This window comes from Pseudomonas moorei (assembly GCF_008801475.1).
Taxonomy (GTDB): domain Bacteria; phylum Pseudomonadota; class Gammaproteobacteria; order Pseudomonadales; family Pseudomonadaceae; genus Aquipseudomonas; species Aquipseudomonas moorei.
The window spans coordinates 576,636-593,577 of record NZ_VZPP01000001.1 but is presented as its reverse complement, the minus strand read 5'-3'; the positions used below and the strand labels follow the sequence as shown (position 1 = coordinate 593,577).

Here is a 16,942-nt window from a genome sequence, read left to right as displayed (position 1 = left end):
CAACATTTCCATGCTGATCACCCTGTGTTCTCCTGCTCGAAAAGTGAGCAGAAGCAATTGAACACCTGGGTCAGTTTTCAGTCGGCAGAACAGCCTTTACTGGGTCAGTTTTCGGTCAGCGGCAACAGTCAAACCTTCCTCTAGCCGCTTGGATTCAGTACGCGACAAGCCTAGCTGCTCCTGAAGCGCTTCTTTCGCCCCATCTGCCTTGGCAACTGCTGTCTTCATGGCGGCAATCTCACCGCTCAAACGAAGCGCCGCGTCTTCATGCGTCGCTGCCACCTTAGCCTGCTGTCGCGCCTCACTTAATAGGCGCTCGTTATCCCTGTTGAGTCGAGTCAGTTCATCCTGCTTGAGCATCAACGTCTGCTGAAGCTGGCGTAGCTCAACCTGAACCTGCTGCACCTGCCCTTCGTGTCGTTGCTGCTCTTGATCCCGCTGCTCCTTGACCGCGTTGCGGTAATGTTCCAACGCATCGCGTGAATGCAGGTGCTTTTCTTCCAGCGAGCGGATCTGCTCATCTTTGTCCTGCACGCGAATTTCCAAGTCACTGCAATTTTGGCTCAGGCGGGCATTGCGGGTGAGTTCGGCTTGCAGGCTTGCCTGACAAGTCTGTAACTCATCCGCTTGAAGCCCTAACGCCCCTTTCTGACTATCGACTTCACGCTGCAAAGAGGCGAGTTCGGCATTCAAGCCGTCGAGCTTTTGCTCCAGCTCGCTGCGCTGCTCGTCGAAACGCGCCTGTGCGTGCGCGAGAGCTTCGCCTCCCTCCTCCGTCATTCGCTCTAAAAGGCCAGCCACAAGCTCGGTCAATTCATCGCTCAATCGCTCTCTAGAGGCCCGCGGTCGAGGGTCAAAATCTTCTAATTCCTTCAAATAGCGGTGAATAGTCGTCTTTGATCCGGTATTGCCCAGCTCGATGCGCACGGCGTCGATACTCGGATTCTCGCCCCGAGCCAGCAGCGATTCCCGCGCTTTTTGGACAATCGCCCTGTTAATTCCGCCGCGCGCCATTCTTCTCTCCTACGATTTCGTACTGTTTTACATACCACGTATATACATAGCACTTTACTGCTATAAAAAGAACAATATAAGGGTGATTCTTTGATAAAATAATCGAGCGTTATCGCATCATAGAGCTGGTTTTCGTTTTTTCCAGCGTGGGAAAAGGTACGTTTGGCGTAGGAACGATATGAACATGGCGGATCGCTACCTGCAGGCCGGCACCCGGGAAAATACCCGGCGCAGCTATCGTGCAGCGGTGGAACATTTCGAAGTGACTTGGGGTGGCTTCCTCCCCACGACGGGCGATGGCATCGTGCGCTACCTCGCCGAGTACGCGGACAAGCACACCATCAGCACGCTGAAGCAGCGCCTGGCCGCCCTCGCCCAATGGCACATCACGCAGGGATTCCCCGACCCCACCAAAACACCTACCGTGCGGCAGATGATCAAGGGCATCCGCGCGTTGCATCCCGCTCAGGAGAAACAAGCGACTCCCCTGCTCCTGCAGCACCTGGAACAAGCTGTTCAGTGGCTGGAGCAGGACGCGGAGAAAGCAGCTGCCCGCCAGGATCTGACCACCCTGCTGCGCAGCCGGCGTGACATGGCCTTGGTGCTGATCGGGTTCTGGCGTGGTTTTCGCGGGGATGAGTTGTCGCGCTTGCAGATTGAGAACACCCAAGCGCAGGCAGGGGTGGGCATTACCTTCTACCTACCGCACAGCAAGGGCGATCGCCAGCACCGCGTCACGACGTTCCGTACACCTGCCTTGAAGAAGCTTTGTCCGGTGCAAGCCTATGTGAACTGGATCACCATCGCCGGCATTGCACATGGCCCAGTCTTCAGAAAGCTCGATCGTTGGGGGCATCTAGCTGAAGACGGCTTTAACGCTAACAGCCTGATTCCACTGCTGCGGCGAATTTTTAATCGCGCGGGGGTGTCTGGCGATCTTTACACCAGTCACTCATTACGTCGCGGCTTCGCCACCTGGGCAGCGGCCAATGGCTGGGATATCAAAGCGATGATGACGTACGTCGGCTGGAAGGACATGAAGTCAGCCATGCGCTACATCGACACGGCAGATTCCTTTGGGGAGTTGGCGACAAGTCGGCCACTCACTTCATCAGCTATTTCCCAAGTGCAAGCGTTGACAGTGGCTGAAAATCCCTAAGGGCCGGATGAAGTGTCGCGAGTAAATTTGTTTCACCGTTGATGGAGCGGATGGACTCGGTTCGCGTGGTTGCGCGCCATCGAATGAAATGTTGTGCGCGGTCAACTTGGGCGCGGCTGACTAGTGGGCCGATGGAGGTTGCCGAATCGTGATGGTTGTCGACTAGTACCGCTCTGACTGAAGTCTTTATCCTTTTAAGCGCATCCTTAAAGCGCGCGCGACGCAACCATAGTCTTGTGCCAGCAACCCAGGCCCGACGGTTGTTCCTAAAGGCCGCATACAGTGTCAGGGGAACTGCGTCGTCGAGAGTTCTGCCTCATCCAGCACTATAGAGGCAGTTGCCCTGCGTTATCGTAGACACCCATCGCTCGCAAACTCGCTCCTACAGGAGAACTCGGTCTGCTGTGAGAATCAGATGTCCAGTACTAGGGTCTCACTGCCTGCGGCCGGCACGGCGCAGCAGATCAGTACTTCATCCGCCGCCAAGCCTTGTTCCGGGGTGTTGAGGTAGTGGACCTGCCCACTGGTCATCTTGGTAGTACAGGTGCCGCAGGAGCCGCCACGGCAGCTGAACTCAGGGTTAAGGCCGCGGGCTTCCGCCAGTTCCAGTAGAGTCCCGGTGCCTGGCTCCCAGCGCGCTTCCTTGCCGGAAGTGGCGAACAGCACCTTCACAGGCTCACTGGCGATAGGCACCTGCAGTGCGGCGGGAACGCTGACTTCGGCGTCACGCACTAGCGTGGACGGTCCGAATGTCTCGGCATGAATGCGGTCATCTGGGATGCGCATTTTGCGCAGGCCGTCATACAACGCCTGGGTGAAACTCCCCGGCCCGCACAGGTAAAAGTCGTAGTCGTTGAGCGGCAGCAGGGTCTTGAGCAGTTCGACATCGATCCTGCCGGCCAGGTCATAACTCTCGCCACCGCCCTCGGTCGGCGGCTGGCTGACCACCCGCAGGACTTTGACCTTGTCCCCTGCCCTCGCCACTAACTCTTCGAATTCCTCGCGAAAGGCCAGGTCGTCCACCGAGCGACTGCTTTGTAACACCCAGGTCGGGCGCATGCGGTTAATGCGTTTTCCTTCGTAGACTACTTCCCGCAGCATCGACAACATCGGCGTAATGCCAACGCCCGCCCCCAGAAGCACAAGAGGACGCCGCTCCGAGGGTTGAACCGTGAAATGCCCCTGGGGTGCCCGCGCTTCGATCAAGTCACCGACCTGAATCCGATCGTGCAGATGTGAAGACACCACGCCATCACGCTTGACGCTGATGCGCAAAAATTGATCCGAGGGTGCACTGGACACGGTGTAGGTACGAATCGTCGGCGGTTGCCCATCCAGCAACAGCCGCACAGGCATGTGTTGGCCCGGCTCGAATCTGGGCAAACCAACGCCATCGCACGACTCAAAATAGAACGAACGAATACTGCGGCTTTCATCGACGATGCGCGCCACCCGCAGCGGACGCCAGTGAGTACGAAGGGCTTCGGCCTCCAATCGCTCCGCAGCCTGCTCCCAACTTCCTGTCATTGTCGAGTTGAGTGATTCGCCTTCGGCCTGGTCGGCCCAGCGCAATGCCAGCGCAGCCTGACGGTGAACGATGCGCTGCGGCGTGAAACGCCAGAGCCGCTCGGCGCCTTGGAACGCGGCGATTTCCGGGTCGTCTAGCAGTACTTCAGCGGTGCCGGTCATTTGTAGCAGGTCACCGTTCTCGAAATTGATAAACGTCAGCCCGGCACGGGGGTTGAGCAAGATGTTGCCCAGGGTGTTGAAAAAAAGGTTGCCGGAAAAGTCCGGGATAGTGAGCGAGCCGTCTTCTTCCATTCGTACAAAACCAGCCTTGCCGCCGCGATGAGAGGCATCGACTTGGTTCTGACCATCACGCACGACGTAGGTCGCTACATAAAACGAATCCGCCGATGTGACCATGCGGCGTATCAGTGGATCGGTCACGGTCAGCTCTTGAGCGATGTCTGCCGTCTCTTCGACGAACTCGTACTGACGCAGATTAATGTAGCGTGGGCAGTTACCATAGGCTTGAGTCACGACGATCTCGATACGATCGTCCAGCGCCCGCAGTACATTGCCATTCATACGATTGCGGCGGCGAGTGTGCAACTCAATGCCTAACATACCTATCGCATCGCCCGGCTGCATGCCTTCATGAGCAGGATCGTTAGGCTGTGGTTCGAGCTTGATCTGTAAAACTTCCGGTGTGGGAGAGATCATGAAGCCCGGTTGCCCGGTGCGAAGGGTGGCCCACACATCGCCTTGCCGATCCACGGCGCCCAACACCACAAAAGGTAGTTGCGAATAAAACTCGCGATGCTGGTCCGGCATCCACGTCCGCGACATCTGCCGCTGACCGACACCCACCATCATGTCCACTGCACCGACGGCGCGCTGTAAAGTCAATTCACCTTCATGCCAAGGTGAAGATCGAGGTTTTGAGGTGTCGTCCATTCGCTTTCCCCTTGCGCCCGCCGTAACGGTCTGTCTGCTTCGTCACCTCAAACGTGGAGGTGAACTGAGTCAGGCGCATGTTGACGCTGAAGTGCCTGTGGCGGAATGGGCACAAAATGCAATCCAGCATTTCAGAAAATGAAATGCTGGGGCGTCAATAGCGAGTTTGTGAATCCCTGTAGAGCGAGTTGGCGAAGGCACCCCGTATGACTACTCCGAAGGCGTTAGCTAAAAGTCGTTCGAGGATCGCTTTACGTGCATGGACGTGGACAGCATCGACTTCGTCTGGATTCACGACACCTCCAAGGTTTTCCACGATGACGCCTAGCTCGCAAAGTTCGAGAACCCCGCACTGGTGCGTTCCTGTCGACTCAAGCTCATGAATCACAACTGCCGCCTAACCATACGCTCACGCCTTGTAAAAATAATCAGCGGTGAGCGTTTGTCGCCTTGGCGTGACTTTTCATATCACGCCAGAGCGCGCTTGGCCGCCGTTTTGATGTGGGTGCTGTACAGCGTCAACCCGGTGAACGCCAGGCCACCAACCAGGTTGCCCAGCACGGTCGGGATCTCATTCCAGACCAGGTAGTCCATCACCGAGAACCCGCCACCCATGATCATCGCCGACGGAAACAGGAACATGTTGACCACCGAGTGCTCGAACCCCATAAAGAAGAACAGCATGATCGGCATCCACATGGCGATCACCTTACCGCTCACCGAGGTCGAGATCATCGCGCCGACCACACCCATGGAGACCATCCAGTTGCACAGCATGCCGCGCAGGAAAATCGTGATCCAGCCGCCCACGCCATAGTGTGCATAACCCAGGGTGCGGGCCTCGCCGATGCTGGCGATCTTTTCCCCGACCGCGCCCGGACCGGTATTGAAGCCGTAGGTAAAGACGAACGCCATCATGAACGCCACGGTCAGCGCACCGGCAAAGTTACCGACAAACACCAGCCCCCAGTTGCGCAACACACCGCGCACGGTGACGCCCGGACGCTTGTCCAGCAGCGCCAGTGGCGTGAGCATGAATACCCCAGTCAGCAGGTCGAAACCCATCAGGTACAGCATCGAGAAGCCCACGGGGAACAGCACCGCACCGAGCAGCGCGGAACCGCTCTGCACCGCGATGGTGACCGCAAACACTGCGGCCAGAGCCAGAATCGCCCCCGCCATGAAACTGCGAATCAGGGTGTCGCGGGTCGACATGTGAATTTTCGATTCGCCGGCATCGAGCATCTTGGTGACGAATTCGAATGGAAGTAGATAGGACATTGGGCTTTCCTCGTAGCTGATTTTTCAAAAGCGGAACGGCTGCTCGATCACCAGGACCGGTAAGGCAGGAACTTGCCATTGAGGGTCAGCAGGACGCGATCGCCCTTGGGGTCTTCAATTTTTTCGACATGCATGGAGAAGTCGATGGCGCTCATGATGCCGTCGCCAAATTTTTCCTGGATCACGTCCTTGAGCGTCGGGCCGTAGACACCCACCACCTCGTACAGGCGATAGATCAGCGGGTCCTGGGGCACGGTCTTTTCCCAACTCTTGACCGGGAACTCGGTCATGGCTATGGCCACGTCTTCACCCAACTCCAGCACCTCACAAATACGCGCGGCGACATCCGGCGAGGCGCTGTTCATGCCGTAGCACACCGAGGCCAGCCACACCGGCGCCTTTCTGACCAGTTCGCTCAAGTGGTCCCAGGTCATTTCCTTGCGAGCCTTGGCGGCCATGATGGTGTGATGCATTTCGACTTTGTTCATGTTGAAGATCTCTCTTGTGGGTTTTAGCGATACTGGAGAGATAGCGAGAGTCGTGCCAATTGCTAAATTATTCTTATCACGTTGATTTTTAGAGGTTTATTCTCAGAATAGTTTCAAAAGAAACTAACGAATTATCGTAAATAACGAAACTTGGTTAATTAATTTACGATTTTTCGTATATTCGACGTACCGTATCAGTTAGGGTCTCCCGGACCATGTCCACCGCCATCGACAAAATATCCGCTGCTTACGCTCCGCTCGCCATGCTGGTGGTGGACCCGGCATCGGACGCTCTGGTCCAGGTCAATGCCGCCGGCCTCGCTCTGCTTGGCTGCGAAGAGAATGCTACTTCCCTCACCCGCTTCAGCCATTTCTTCGGCAGCGCCATCGCACTGTGGGTCAGCTTCACCGACGAGGTGCTAACTCAGGGCGAAGCCTGGTCCGACGATCTCAGCCTGCTCGACCTGACCCGCAAACACCACGCCGTCGAAGTCAACGCCCGGGCACTGGAGGATGGCCAGCGCATCCTGCTGATGATCCAAGACCGCGATCAGCTGGAAACCCGCCGCAACCGTTCCGAAGCCCGCCGCCAACATCGCTTGGGCCACGTTGGCTGGGAGCGCATCACTCAAGTGTTCGAACGCATCGAGCGACAGAACCGCCTGATCCTCGGCGCCGTAGGTGAAGGCATCTACGGGCTGGACGCCGCTGGGCAAACCACCTTCATCAACCCGGCCGCCGAACGGATTCTCGGGTGGAGCGCAGGGGACATGGTCGGCCATGATGCCCACCAGTTGTTTCACCACAGCCACAGTGATGGCAGTCTGTTTGAAGTACAGCAGTGCTCCATTCACACCTCGTTCAGCGACGGCCAGGTGCGCCGTGTCGACAACGAGGTGTTCTGGCACAAGAACGGCGAAGCCATACCCGTGGAGTACACCAGCACACCGATTTTCGAGATGGGCCGTCTGGTGGGGGCGGTGGTGTTGTTCCGCGACATTCGTGAGCGGCAGCGGGCCGAACTGCGGTTGCGCGAAGCCTTGAATGAAGTGGAGCAACTCAAGCAACGTCTGGAGCTGGAAAACCAATACCTGCAGGAAGAGATCAAGGCGGAGCGCAATCACCACGAGATCGTTGGCGACAGCCCTGCGGTGCTGCACCTGATCCGCCAGATCGAACTGGTGGCGCCAACCGACGCCAACGTGCTGGTCACTGGCGAATCCGGGACCGGAAAGGAATTGATTGCTCGGGCGATCCACGCAAGCAGCCGGCGCAGCGACCGCCCGTTAATTCGCGTCAACTGCGCGGCGATTCCTCGGGACTTGTTCGAAAGCGAGTTTTTCGGTCACGTCAAAGGCGCCTTCACAGGGGCCACCAATGATCGGGTCGGACGCTTTGAACTGGCCGATGGCGGCACGCTGTTTCTCGATGAGGTGGGCGAAATCCCCTTGGAGCTGCAAAGCAAACTGCTAAGGGTGCTGCAGGACCAGCAGTTCGAACGGGTGGGCGATAACCTGACCCGAGCGGTGGATGTGAGGGTGATTGCCGCCACCAACCGCGACCTGCGGGAGATGGTCGCCGCTGGCGGATTTCGTGAAGATTTGTACTTCCGCTTGAACGTGTTTCCGGTGCGTTCGGTGCCCTTGCGCGAACGCCTGGGCGACATACCGCTGTTGGCTGGCCACTTTCTTGAGCGCGCCTGCCAAGCCTTCAACAAACCGGGAGTGCGTCTGCCGTTGACCCAGGTCGAGGTGCTCAAGCGTTATCCGTGGCCGGGCAATATTCGAGAGCTGGAAAACGTGATCGAGCGACAGATCATCGTCTCGCAGGATGGCCGCTTACGCTTCGATGAGCTATTGCCGGCCGCCGCTCGCGAGCAGATTGAGACACCCGTAGAACCGCTGGACGACAGCGAACCGCTGCGCGATGAGATTGTGCAACAGCAACTTCGCCTGAACACCGTGGCGATGCTCAAACGCACTGGAGGCAAAGTCTCCGGCGAAGGCGGAGCTGCGCAACTGCTGGGGCTCAAACCGACCACCCTGGCCTCACGCCTGCGCAAATGGAACATTGATCCGCGGAATTACAAACCCGGTCGCCGCGAGTGATAACGGGCTTCGTCTGGTTATCCGCAGCGTCTATGAGACCATCGCGAGCAGGCTCGCTCCCACAGGGGTGATGTGACGGGTACAGGATCAGGTATAACCTGGATCATGGGAGCGAGCCAGCTCGTGATGGACGCCAACGATGACGCAGGCTGCCAGAATGACCGAGTTACCGGAGGTCGGTGCGAACTGGCAATCAACCAACTTGCTCAATCATCGTCAGCGCCTGCTTGCTCCCATTGGGTCTGAGGCATGGCTCAAAACCTTTGCTCAATCACCTCGCCGCTGCCCGTTTTCCCTGAATCAAGCTCTCGGCCCGGTCAGAGCTGATCTGGTCCACGAGGTAACGCGCATCCTTGGCCACCCCGGAAAACCGCCCCGAGCCCCAGGTGTACAACCAAGGCAACCCAAGGAAGTACAACCCCGGCTGCGCGGTCACGCCGCGCTGATGGCCCGGATGGCCACGGCCATTGAAGACCGGTGCCTCGACCCAGGTGAAGTCCGGGCTGAAGCCGATGCACCAGATGATGCTGGTGATGCCAGCCGCCACAAGGTCCACTTCACTGCGTTCTTGCTCAGGCGTCCAGTTGGGAACATAGCGCTCACCGGCCGGCGCCTCGATGCCGTGCTGTTCGATGTAGTTGTCGATCGAGCCGTTGATGCGGTTGTACACCGCATCGGCGCTGTCGAGGCTCTCCGCTAGGTTAAGCGCGAACTGCATCCGCGTGCCCTGCAAGCCTTCTAGTCGACCGAGCAATTCCATGCCTTCCACGGCAAACTTGCGCAGGTCGATGTCGCGCCCGCCGTCACGCCCGGTGACGTAGTGGTTGGTGTTATCGCGAACGCCTTCGCGCAACGGATGGGTGTCAACCCCGATTTCGTAGTAGCCCATTTCCGCCAGCCAATCGACCACGTCCTTGCCCCGGTAGAAGCGTGCGCAACGCGGTGCATCACCGACCGCCAGAAAGACCTTGCGCCCGGCCAAGTGAAGGTCTTCGGCGATTTGCGCCCCCGATTGTCCAGATCCGACCACCAGCACATTCCCGGCAGGCAAGGCCGCGGGATTGCGGTACTGCTCCGAATGCAACTGATGAACGCCCGCAGGCAGACGCTCGGCCAGGCGCGGAATGATTGGCGTGTGATAACCACCCGAAGCAACAATCACCTGATCGGCCGAAAACTCGCCCTGGGAGGTATGCACCTCGAAACCACCGATGGCGCGCGGCACCACGCGCTGTACTGTCACGCCCTCGCGCACCGGCGCATTCACCGCTTTAACGAAGCCCGCCAGGTACGCGTTGATCTCGTCTTTTTTCATGAACCCGTGAGGATCGGCGCCCTTGAAATCATCGACGTAGGTGTAACCCGGTAAGGCGCACTGCCAGTTCGGCGTGACCAGGCTGAAGGCATCCCAGCGCTGGTTGCGCCATGTGTGGGTGACGCTGTGCTTTTCCAGCACCAGATGATCGACCCCTTCCTGTTGCAGGTAGTAGCTGGCAGACAATCCGGCCTGCCCGCCGCCGACGACGATCACGCTGTGGTGTTGAGTTTTGATGGAAGTGAGGTGGCTGGTCATAACGTTGCTCCGGTCATCGGTGACGATAAAAATTCAGAAAAATCAGAACGAGCTCCAGCCCGCACCGATCACTTGCCCCGCGCCCTCGGTGCGCATGCTGATCACGTTCACCCGCCCCTCGACGTCGGCCGGTTCAACCAGATAACTGGCCTGACCCTTCAGCGAACTCAAGGTGTCCATGGCCGAACTGCAATAGAACCCCTTGACCTCCTTGACCCGTTCCGAGGCGTTGTTCAGCGCGCTTTCGATGCGCTGCAAAAAGTCCGGCAGCGGGTAACTGGCGCCCTCTTCTAGGTATTGGAAAATCACCGTTGAAGGCGAGTAACCGGTGGCTTCGCGGCCATTGGGCCAGCGGATCTTGAAGTTGACGGCGGGCATGTCAGTGCTCCTGTTGCTTGAGGTTTAAAGGGGTCAGGTCCAGATGGGGATAGCTGAAACCGGTGAAGGCCTGCTCGCGCAGATTCCAGAACAGGCCGCGTTGTTCGCCGTGGCGGACGGTCATGACGCCGCTGGCATCGACCGCGCCAATGCGCTCACAGCGCAGCCCTTCGAAGGCGAAAGCGGTCTGGACCTGGTCCCAGTCACCTTCATCGAGGGTCATCAGAAAGCCGTAGCTGGGGAACACCTGCAGCCAGCGCACAAGGTCGGCATCCGGCGGGCACGGCAGCGCCGCCAGATCGACGCTCGCGCCGCAACCGGTGGTTTCCAGCAGCATCAACAGGCTGCCCAGAACCCCGGCGTTGCTGATGTCCTTAGCGGCGTGTAGCAATCGGGCATCGGCCAGGCGCGGCAGCACGTCGAGCTTGCTGCGCAGGCGTTCGGCGGGCACGCCTTCGAATGCCTTCCAATAGGTACTGTCAGCGTGCCAGGCACCTTCAAGGTCCACGGCCATGGAGATTACCTGCCCCGGAGCGACATGGAGGGTCGACAACAGGTGCTGCGCAGTGCCGGTAATCGCCACGGCCAGCGCCGTCGGGTTATCGCGGGTGAGGCTGGTATGGCCCCCGGCGAGCAACAGGCCGTAGGCCTCACATGCCGCACGGATACCCGCCAGAATCTGCTGCGCAGCCGTGTTGTCGTGATGCCAATAGGCGTTGACCACCGCCGTCGCGCGGCCGCCCATGGCGGTGATGTCGCTGACGTTGGCCATGACCGCCGACCATCCCGCAAACCACGGCGTCGCCTCGACGAAGGCCGGCAACATGCCTTCGATGGCAAGCAGTTGAAAGTGATTGCCACAGGCAATGGCCGCGGTGTCGTCGCCGGGCAAGGCGTACAGCTGTTCACGGGTCAGGGCTTGTTTAGTGCTGCCCATGACCGCCGCCGGCTGCTGGATCGCCTGTTTCGACAGCATCGCGGGGGTGCTGCGCAGGGTGTCGATCAAAATCGCGAGATCATTCATGGCGCGCCACCTTCAGCGCCCGCAACGACACCTGACGCGGCATCAACGGGTAGCTCGCCAGATCCGCCTGCATCAGGCAATGAGGCTGGCCGAGCAACTCCAGTTGTTCCAGGCTGTGCCAGCGCAAACCATGGAAATAGCCTTCGTTCTGCGCCTGAACCGTGGCGCGGAACACCTCGCAGCCCAGGTCCTTGGCCCGTGACACCGCTTCGTTGACCAACGCCTTGCCGATCATGCTGTGCCGCCGATACGCCGGCGCCACGCACAAGCGTCCGCCAAACCACAGACCCGGATCCGGCTGGTAGATGCGCACCGCGCCCACCACCTGATCGGCGATCCCGCAATTGCCGGCCAGGGCGACGATGGCAATTGCCTGGAAGTCATGGCTGTCCTTGTCCTGCACCAACAGTTGTTGCTCATCGGAAAACACCGAGCGGCGCAGGGCGAAATACGCCTGTTTCTCCCAGTGTTCACGGGCGGGCTTGACCAGCAACTCACCGGCGCGAAACGGCTCGAACGTGCTGTCGACCAAAGCAAAGACGGAATGGGCCATGGGAGTTCTCCGGCTTATTCGTAGTTTTTCAGGGCCGAGCACGCGCCACATTTGGCGCAGCCGGCGTTGATCTGATCGGAGTGCAGACCATGACGGCGCAGGCTCGCGCCGATCTGCGGATACAGGCGAGCCATCATGGCGCTGTCGGGTTTGGGGTGATGGGCCAACGGTGTGCCGTCGATGGGCACGAACGGCACCACGAACGGGTACACGCCAAGGGCGCACAAACGCTCGCTCATCTCGCTGATGGCCGCTTCGCTGTCACCCAGGCCGGCGAGGATGTAGGTGCTGACCTGGCCGCGACCGAACACGTCGACCGCTGCGCTGAAGGCTTCGAAGTAACGACTCAGCGGTACTTCGGCCTTGCCCGGCATGATCCGCTGGCGCACTTCGTCGGTGACCGCTTCCAGGTGCATGCCTAGGGATACCACGCCACTGTCGGCCAGGCGCTGGAACCAGCGATCATCGTCCGGCGGCTCGCACTGCGCCTGGATCGGCAGGTCGACTGCCGCTGTCACGGCTGCGGCGGATTCACACAGGATCGACGCACCGCGGTCCGGGGTTTGCGGCGTGCCGGTGGTCATCACCATGTGCTTGACGCCATCGAGCTCCACCGCGGCCTTCGCCACTTGCGCCAATTGCTGCGGACGCTTGCGAGCGATGGTCTTGCCCGCTGCCAGCGACTGGCCGATAGCGCAGAACTGGCAGGAGCTGCCGCGATCGTTGAAGCGAATGCAGTGCTGCAATACCGTGGTCGCCAACACGTCGCGGCTGTGCAGCGTGGCGATTTTCCAGTAGGGAATGCCGTCGGCGGTGCTCAAGCCGTAGAAGTTCGGCACTCCGGGCATCTGTACCTGACCGACCTGCAAGCCTTCACGGAAGATCAACGCCTGGCTGCCATCAGCACTGGGTTGCGCCTGGTAAGGCGAGGTCTGCGAGGCCTGGTTGAGGATCGGCACCATCATGGTCCGGCTGCCGAACGTCAGCGCCTTGTGGTCCGACGGCCCGGCGCCGCCCTGGCGGGACAGGCCGTTTTGCGCCGCTGGCCAGCGCACGCCGTGGCACTGCAACTCGGCCAGCAGTTCATTTGTTTGCATGATCGAGCTCCTCGGTAGCAGCCGTTGCCAAATGGGCAGCACGCTCATGCACATAGGCCGTGGGCGTGCGGTCGATCAGCAGGCTGAGCAGTTCCGGACGACTGTAGTGCCCGACCGAATCCATCATGCGTTTGCGCTTGTCGATCAGCGCCAGGTCGAGGTCGGCAATCACCACGCCTTCGTTGGCACGCAGCGGCTCGCCGAGCAACTTGCCCTCAGGTGAAACGATGGCAGTGAAGCAACCACCGGAGATCGGGCCCAGGCCACAACCGGTGTCCTGCATGATCTGGCCTTGCTGATCGGCATCCAGCCAAGCAGTGGCGTTGACTACGAAACAGCCGGACTCCAGGGCGTGATGGCGAATGGTGACTTCGATCTGTTCGGCGAAGATGTCGCCCACCAGGGAGCCGGGAAACATCGCCGCGTGGATCTGCTCGCCGTCGGCCATCAAGGCGTAGCGCGCCAGCGGGTTGTAATGCTCCCAGCACGCCAGCGAACCGATGCGCCCGATGGCGCTGTCGACGGCGCGCAGGCCGGAGCCGTCGCCCTGCCCCCAGACCATGCGCTCGTGGTAGGTCGGGGTGATCTTGCGGCGATGCTGGATCAGCGTGCCGTCGGCGTCGAACAGCAGCTGGGCGTTGTAGATCGTGCCGCCATCGCGCTCATTGACGCCGATGGACACCACCATCCCCGCCTGCTTGCACGCCTCGCCAATGGCCAGGGTGGCGGCGGACGGTACAGTGACCGATTGATCGAGCAGTTTCAGGTGCTGGGCACCCATGGTGAAGGCCGGCTGCACAAAGGAAAAATACGGGTAGTACGGCACCACCGTCTCCGGGAACACGGCGAACTGCACGCCTTGCTGGCCCAAAGCGATGATCTGTTGGCAGACCTTGTCCACGGTGCCTTCGCGGCTGTAAAGCACGGGGCTCAGTTGAACGGCTGCTGCGCGAATGATGGGCATGATGGGGGTCCTGAAGTGTTGTGTGTTCACAAGATCGATGTCGCTGTTGTGGCGAGCGAGCTCGCTCGCCACAGGGGTATTTCAGCGGCGCTGTCAGGCCGTCCAGGTATCAATGATCATTGCGCCCTCGCGGCGCATCAGCAGGCGCAGGTCCATCACGTCCAGCGGGTTGATCGGGCGGATGCCTTCGATCAGGGCTTTTTCGGTCTGGCCGTACAGGGCTTGCAGGGCAAAGCGGCAGGCGTACACCTCGCCGCCCTCCTCCATGAACTGCATCAATTGCTTGTTCACCGCCAGGTGCCCGGGAAACGCCTCGGCGCCCAAGGTCGGGAAGCCGCGTTGCACGCCCAGTTGCACGCCCGGCCCGTACAACAGGATTTTGGTTTCGAAGCCTTTGCGCAGCAGGCGCTTGGCCTGAAGCATGTTGACCAGGCCGATGGAGCCTTCGAAGGCGATGGTGTGGAAGGTGATCAATACTTTTTCGCCCGGTTCGGCTTTGATGTCCTCAAAGACTTTCTCTTCGTAATTGACCAGGAAGTCGCCGTCTTTGTAATGGGGGATGTCCACGGTTGGCATAGTGTCGCTCTCCAGTGTCTTCGTGCTTGAACGTCAGCCTGGGTTGGCTGCCGGGTTGCAGGAGATAGAGCGAACGCCGTGCCAGAAAATAAAACGTTTTTCTGCAGTGGGTTAAGCATCTGATTTGTATGAAGATACCAATCTGATCCGGTTTTTGTTCCGGCATCTGATGCTATCGCCGAACCACGCATTCCCGTAGAAATACGAATATTCGTAGCCACAGAACACGAGATTTCGTAGCCATGAACGAAGCAGACTCCCTCAGCGGTTGGGCCGACCTGGCCTATTCCTCGCGGCACATGGTGTTCGAGCATTGCGCCGAAGCCATCGCGTTGCTCAATCCCTACGCCGATCGGCTGGTGGACCTCAACATCGCCGCCTGCAAACTGCTCGGCTATCCCAGGCAGGAGCTTCTTGAACTGCCGGTGAGCAAACTCTTCGGTCATCAACTGGCAGACTTGATCGTCTTCACCCAGGCGGTGATGGACAAGGGACGCGGCTGGAGCGACGAGCTCAGTTGCAACTGCAAGAGCGGCGAACGCATCGAGCTGGAAATCTCCGCCACCACCTTGCAGGTCAAGGGCGAGCAGCAGCTGATTCTGGTAATGCGCGAACTCAGCCTGCAGAAGTACCAGCGCGACCAGGCGGACACCGAACGCACCATGCGCGGCGGGCTGATCGAGTGGCGCAATATCCTCAACCTGTTCCAGGAAAACGAGCGCGATAACCAGTTGCTGCTCAGCTCCGTGGGCGACGGCATCTACAGCATCGACAGCGAAGGCCTGGCCACTTTCGTCAATCCAGCCTGCGCGCGCATGCTGGGCTGGGAAACCCAGGACATGATCGGCAAGAACATCCACCGCATTCACCACCATACCCATGCCGATGGCAGCCATTACCCGGTGGAACAGTGCCCCATCTACAAAGCGGTGCACGACGGTGTGATCCACGAAGGTCGTCAGGAGATTTTCTGGCGCCGCGACGGCAGTTCGTTCCCGGTGGAATTCACCAGCACCCCGGTGATCTCCGATGGCCGTATCGTTGGAGCCGTGGTGGTGTTCCGTGACATCACCGAGCGGCGCAGCACGGAAAACCAGCTGCAAAGCGCCCTCGAAGAACTCAAGGTGCTCAAGGATCGGCTGGAAGAGCAAAACGCCTATCTGCAGGAAGAGATTCACATCGAGCACAACTACCGCGAGATCGTCGGCCAGAGCGAACCGATCAAGAAAATTATCCGGCAGATCGACGTGGTCGCGCCCACCGATGCCAGCGTGTTGATCAACGGTGAATCGGGCACAGGCAAGGAACTGATCGCCCGCGCGATTCACCAGGCCAGCCGCCGTAACGGCCACCCGCTGATCCGGGTCAACTGTGCGGCGATCCCCGCAGAACTGTTCGAGAGCGAATTCTTCGGCCACATCCGCGGCGCCTTTACCGGCGCCGTGCGCGATCGGGTCGGCCGCTTCGAGCTGGCGGATGGCGGCACGCTCTTTCTCGATGAAATCGGCGAAATCCCCCTTGAGCTGCAAAGCAAACTGCTGCGTGTGTTGCAGGAGGGGCAATTCGAACGGGTCGGCGAAGAGCGCACGCGCAAGGTCGATGTGCGGATCGTCGCCGCGACCAACCGCGACCTGCGCCAGGAAGTGGCGACCAAGCACTTTCGTGAAGACCTGTATTTCCGCCTCAACGTGTTCCCGATCCAGTCCCCGGCGTTGCGCGATCGCCTGATGGACATCGGCGCCCTGGCCGCGCACTTCCTCAAGCAGACTGGCAAACGCCTGAACATGCCCGGCCGGCGCCTGCGCAATAGCGATATCGAACGCCTGCAACGCTATTCGTGGCCGGGGAATATTCGCGAACTGCAAAACGTCATCGAGCGCGCGTTGATCACCTCGATTGGCGCCGACCTGAACCTGGACCTGCCGGACGAGCCCAAAACCAGCCTGCCTGCACCACAGCAACCCTCCTCCGAAGTTGCGATCATGACTGACGCGCAAATTCGCGAACTTGAACGCAGCAACATGCAGGCCGCATTGAAGGCGGCGGATGGCAAGTTGTTCGGCAAAGGCGGCGCAGCGCAATTGCTGGGACTGAAACCGACGACATTGGCGTCGCGGTTCAAACGGCTGGAGATCAAGCTCGAATAAAGCGTGGGCCCGGTCGCCACGCAACTTCGTAAAACCCGCTACGAAATGTCGTATTCCTACGGAGTTACGTAGCGGGCCGGCTCAGAACGGAACGTCCCACAAATCAAAAATACCGTTATT

General features: G+C 59.6%; 14 protein-coding genes and 1 pseudogene. 3 read left to right on the top strand and 12 right to left on the bottom strand.

The window, feature by feature from the left end; all coding sequences use genetic code 11:
- Positions 1 to 96 precede the first annotated feature (96 nt).
- On the bottom strand, positions 97 to 1,014 hold the full coding sequence (locus tag F7R06_RS02910; RefSeq protein ID WP_245706686.1) for a DNA-binding protein: 918 nt from the start codon (positions 1,012 to 1,014) through the stop codon (positions 97 to 99).
- A 184-nt stretch (positions 1,015 to 1,198) separates the two neighbouring features.
- Between F7R06_RS02910 and F7R06_RS02905 the strand changes: the two genes are divergently transcribed.
- Positions 1,199 to 2,173, top strand: a complete 975-nt coding sequence (locus F7R06_RS02905; RefSeq protein WP_159437796.1) for a site-specific integrase — start codon at positions 1,199 to 1,201, stop codon at positions 2,171 to 2,173.
- Here the strand turns inward: F7R06_RS02905 and F7R06_RS31340 are convergent.
- From F7R06_RS31340 to cynS, 4 genes and pseudogenes are all read right to left on the bottom strand, one after another.
- A pseudogene (locus F7R06_RS31340) lies at positions 2,130 to 2,468 on the bottom strand (aldehyde dehydrogenase family protein); the annotation flags it as partial. The gene F7R06_RS02905 and the pseudogene F7R06_RS31340 sit on opposite strands and share 44 nt — an antisense overlap.
- Positions 2,469 to 2,584: 116 nt before the next feature.
- Positions 2,585 to 4,633, bottom strand: a complete 2,049-nt coding sequence (locus F7R06_RS02895; protein WP_090321783.1) for a 2Fe-2S iron-sulfur cluster-binding protein — start codon at positions 4,631 to 4,633, stop codon at positions 2,585 to 2,587.
- 468 nt (positions 4,634 to 5,101) lie between these two features.
- Entirely contained in the window at positions 5,102 to 5,914 is an 813-nt protein-coding gene (locus F7R06_RS02890) for a formate/nitrite transporter family protein (protein ID WP_085702082.1), read from the bottom strand.
- A gap of 47 nt (positions 5,915 to 5,961) precedes the next feature.
- Positions 5,962 to 6,402, bottom strand: coding sequence for a cyanase (gene cynS, locus F7R06_RS02885; protein ID WP_085702083.1), 441 nt, complete (start codon positions 6,400 to 6,402; stop codon positions 5,962 to 5,964).
- Positions 6,403 to 6,617: 215 nt separating this feature from the next.
- On the opposite strand from cynS, the gene F7R06_RS02880 reads away from it, so the two are divergent.
- On the top strand, positions 6,618 to 8,510 hold the full coding sequence (locus F7R06_RS02880; RefSeq protein WP_085702084.1) for a sigma 54-interacting transcriptional regulator: 1,893 nt from the start codon (positions 6,618 to 6,620) through the stop codon (positions 8,508 to 8,510).
- Between the two features lie 271 nt (positions 8,511 to 8,781).
- Here the strand turns inward: F7R06_RS02880 and F7R06_RS02875 are convergent, their stop codons facing one another.
- The 7 genes from F7R06_RS02875 to F7R06_RS02845 form a co-directional block, all read right to left on the bottom strand.
- Positions 8,782 to 10,083 carry an MSMEG_0569 family flavin-dependent oxidoreductase gene (locus F7R06_RS02875; RefSeq protein ID WP_085702085.1) on the bottom strand — a complete coding sequence of 434 codons (1,302 nt, stop codon included), beginning with the start codon at positions 10,081 to 10,083 and terminating at the stop codon, positions 8,782 to 8,784.
- Positions 10,084 to 10,125: 42 nt separating this feature from the next.
- Positions 10,126 to 10,461 (bottom strand): MSMEG_0570 family nitrogen starvation response protein, encoded by a 336-nt coding sequence (locus F7R06_RS02870; RefSeq protein ID WP_075944570.1) that lies wholly within the window; start codon positions 10,459 to 10,461, stop codon positions 10,126 to 10,128.
- A 1-nt stretch (position 10,462) separates the two neighbouring features.
- Positions 10,463 to 11,485, bottom strand: a complete 1,023-nt coding sequence (locus F7R06_RS02865; RefSeq protein ID WP_085702086.1) for a sll0787 family AIR synthase-like protein — start codon at positions 11,483 to 11,485, stop codon at positions 10,463 to 10,465.
- The gene (locus F7R06_RS02860) at positions 11,478 to 12,038 is read right to left on the bottom strand and encodes an MSMEG_0567/Sll0786 family nitrogen starvation N-acetyltransferase (RefSeq protein ID WP_085702087.1); all 561 of its coding nucleotides are present in this window, start codon (positions 12,036 to 12,038) and stop codon (positions 11,478 to 11,480) included. The genes F7R06_RS02865 and F7R06_RS02860 overlap by 8 nt, the downstream gene beginning before the upstream one ends.
- Positions 12,039 to 12,052: 14 nt before the next feature.
- A complete protein-coding gene (locus tag F7R06_RS02855) occupies positions 12,053 to 13,135 on the bottom strand; it encodes an MSMEG_0568 family radical SAM protein (protein WP_085702088.1) in 1,083 nt (360 codons plus the stop codon).
- Positions 13,122 to 14,099, bottom strand: a complete 978-nt coding sequence (locus F7R06_RS02850; RefSeq protein ID WP_075944566.1) for a Nit6803 family nitrilase — start codon at positions 14,097 to 14,099, stop codon at positions 13,122 to 13,124. Before F7R06_RS02850 ends, F7R06_RS02855 begins: the two co-directional genes overlap by 14 nt.
- 93 nt (positions 14,100 to 14,192) lie before the next feature.
- Positions 14,193 to 14,675, bottom strand: a complete 483-nt coding sequence (locus F7R06_RS02845; protein ID WP_075944565.1) for an MSMEG_0572/Sll0783 family nitrogen starvation response protein — start codon at positions 14,673 to 14,675, stop codon at positions 14,193 to 14,195.
- 242 nt (positions 14,676 to 14,917) lie between these two features.
- Between F7R06_RS02845 and F7R06_RS02840 the strand changes: the two genes are divergently transcribed.
- Positions 14,918 to 16,822, top strand: coding sequence for a sigma 54-interacting transcriptional regulator (locus F7R06_RS02840; protein WP_075944564.1), 1,905 nt, complete (start codon positions 14,918 to 14,920; stop codon positions 16,820 to 16,822).
- Positions 16,823 to 16,942: the final 120 nt, after the last annotated feature.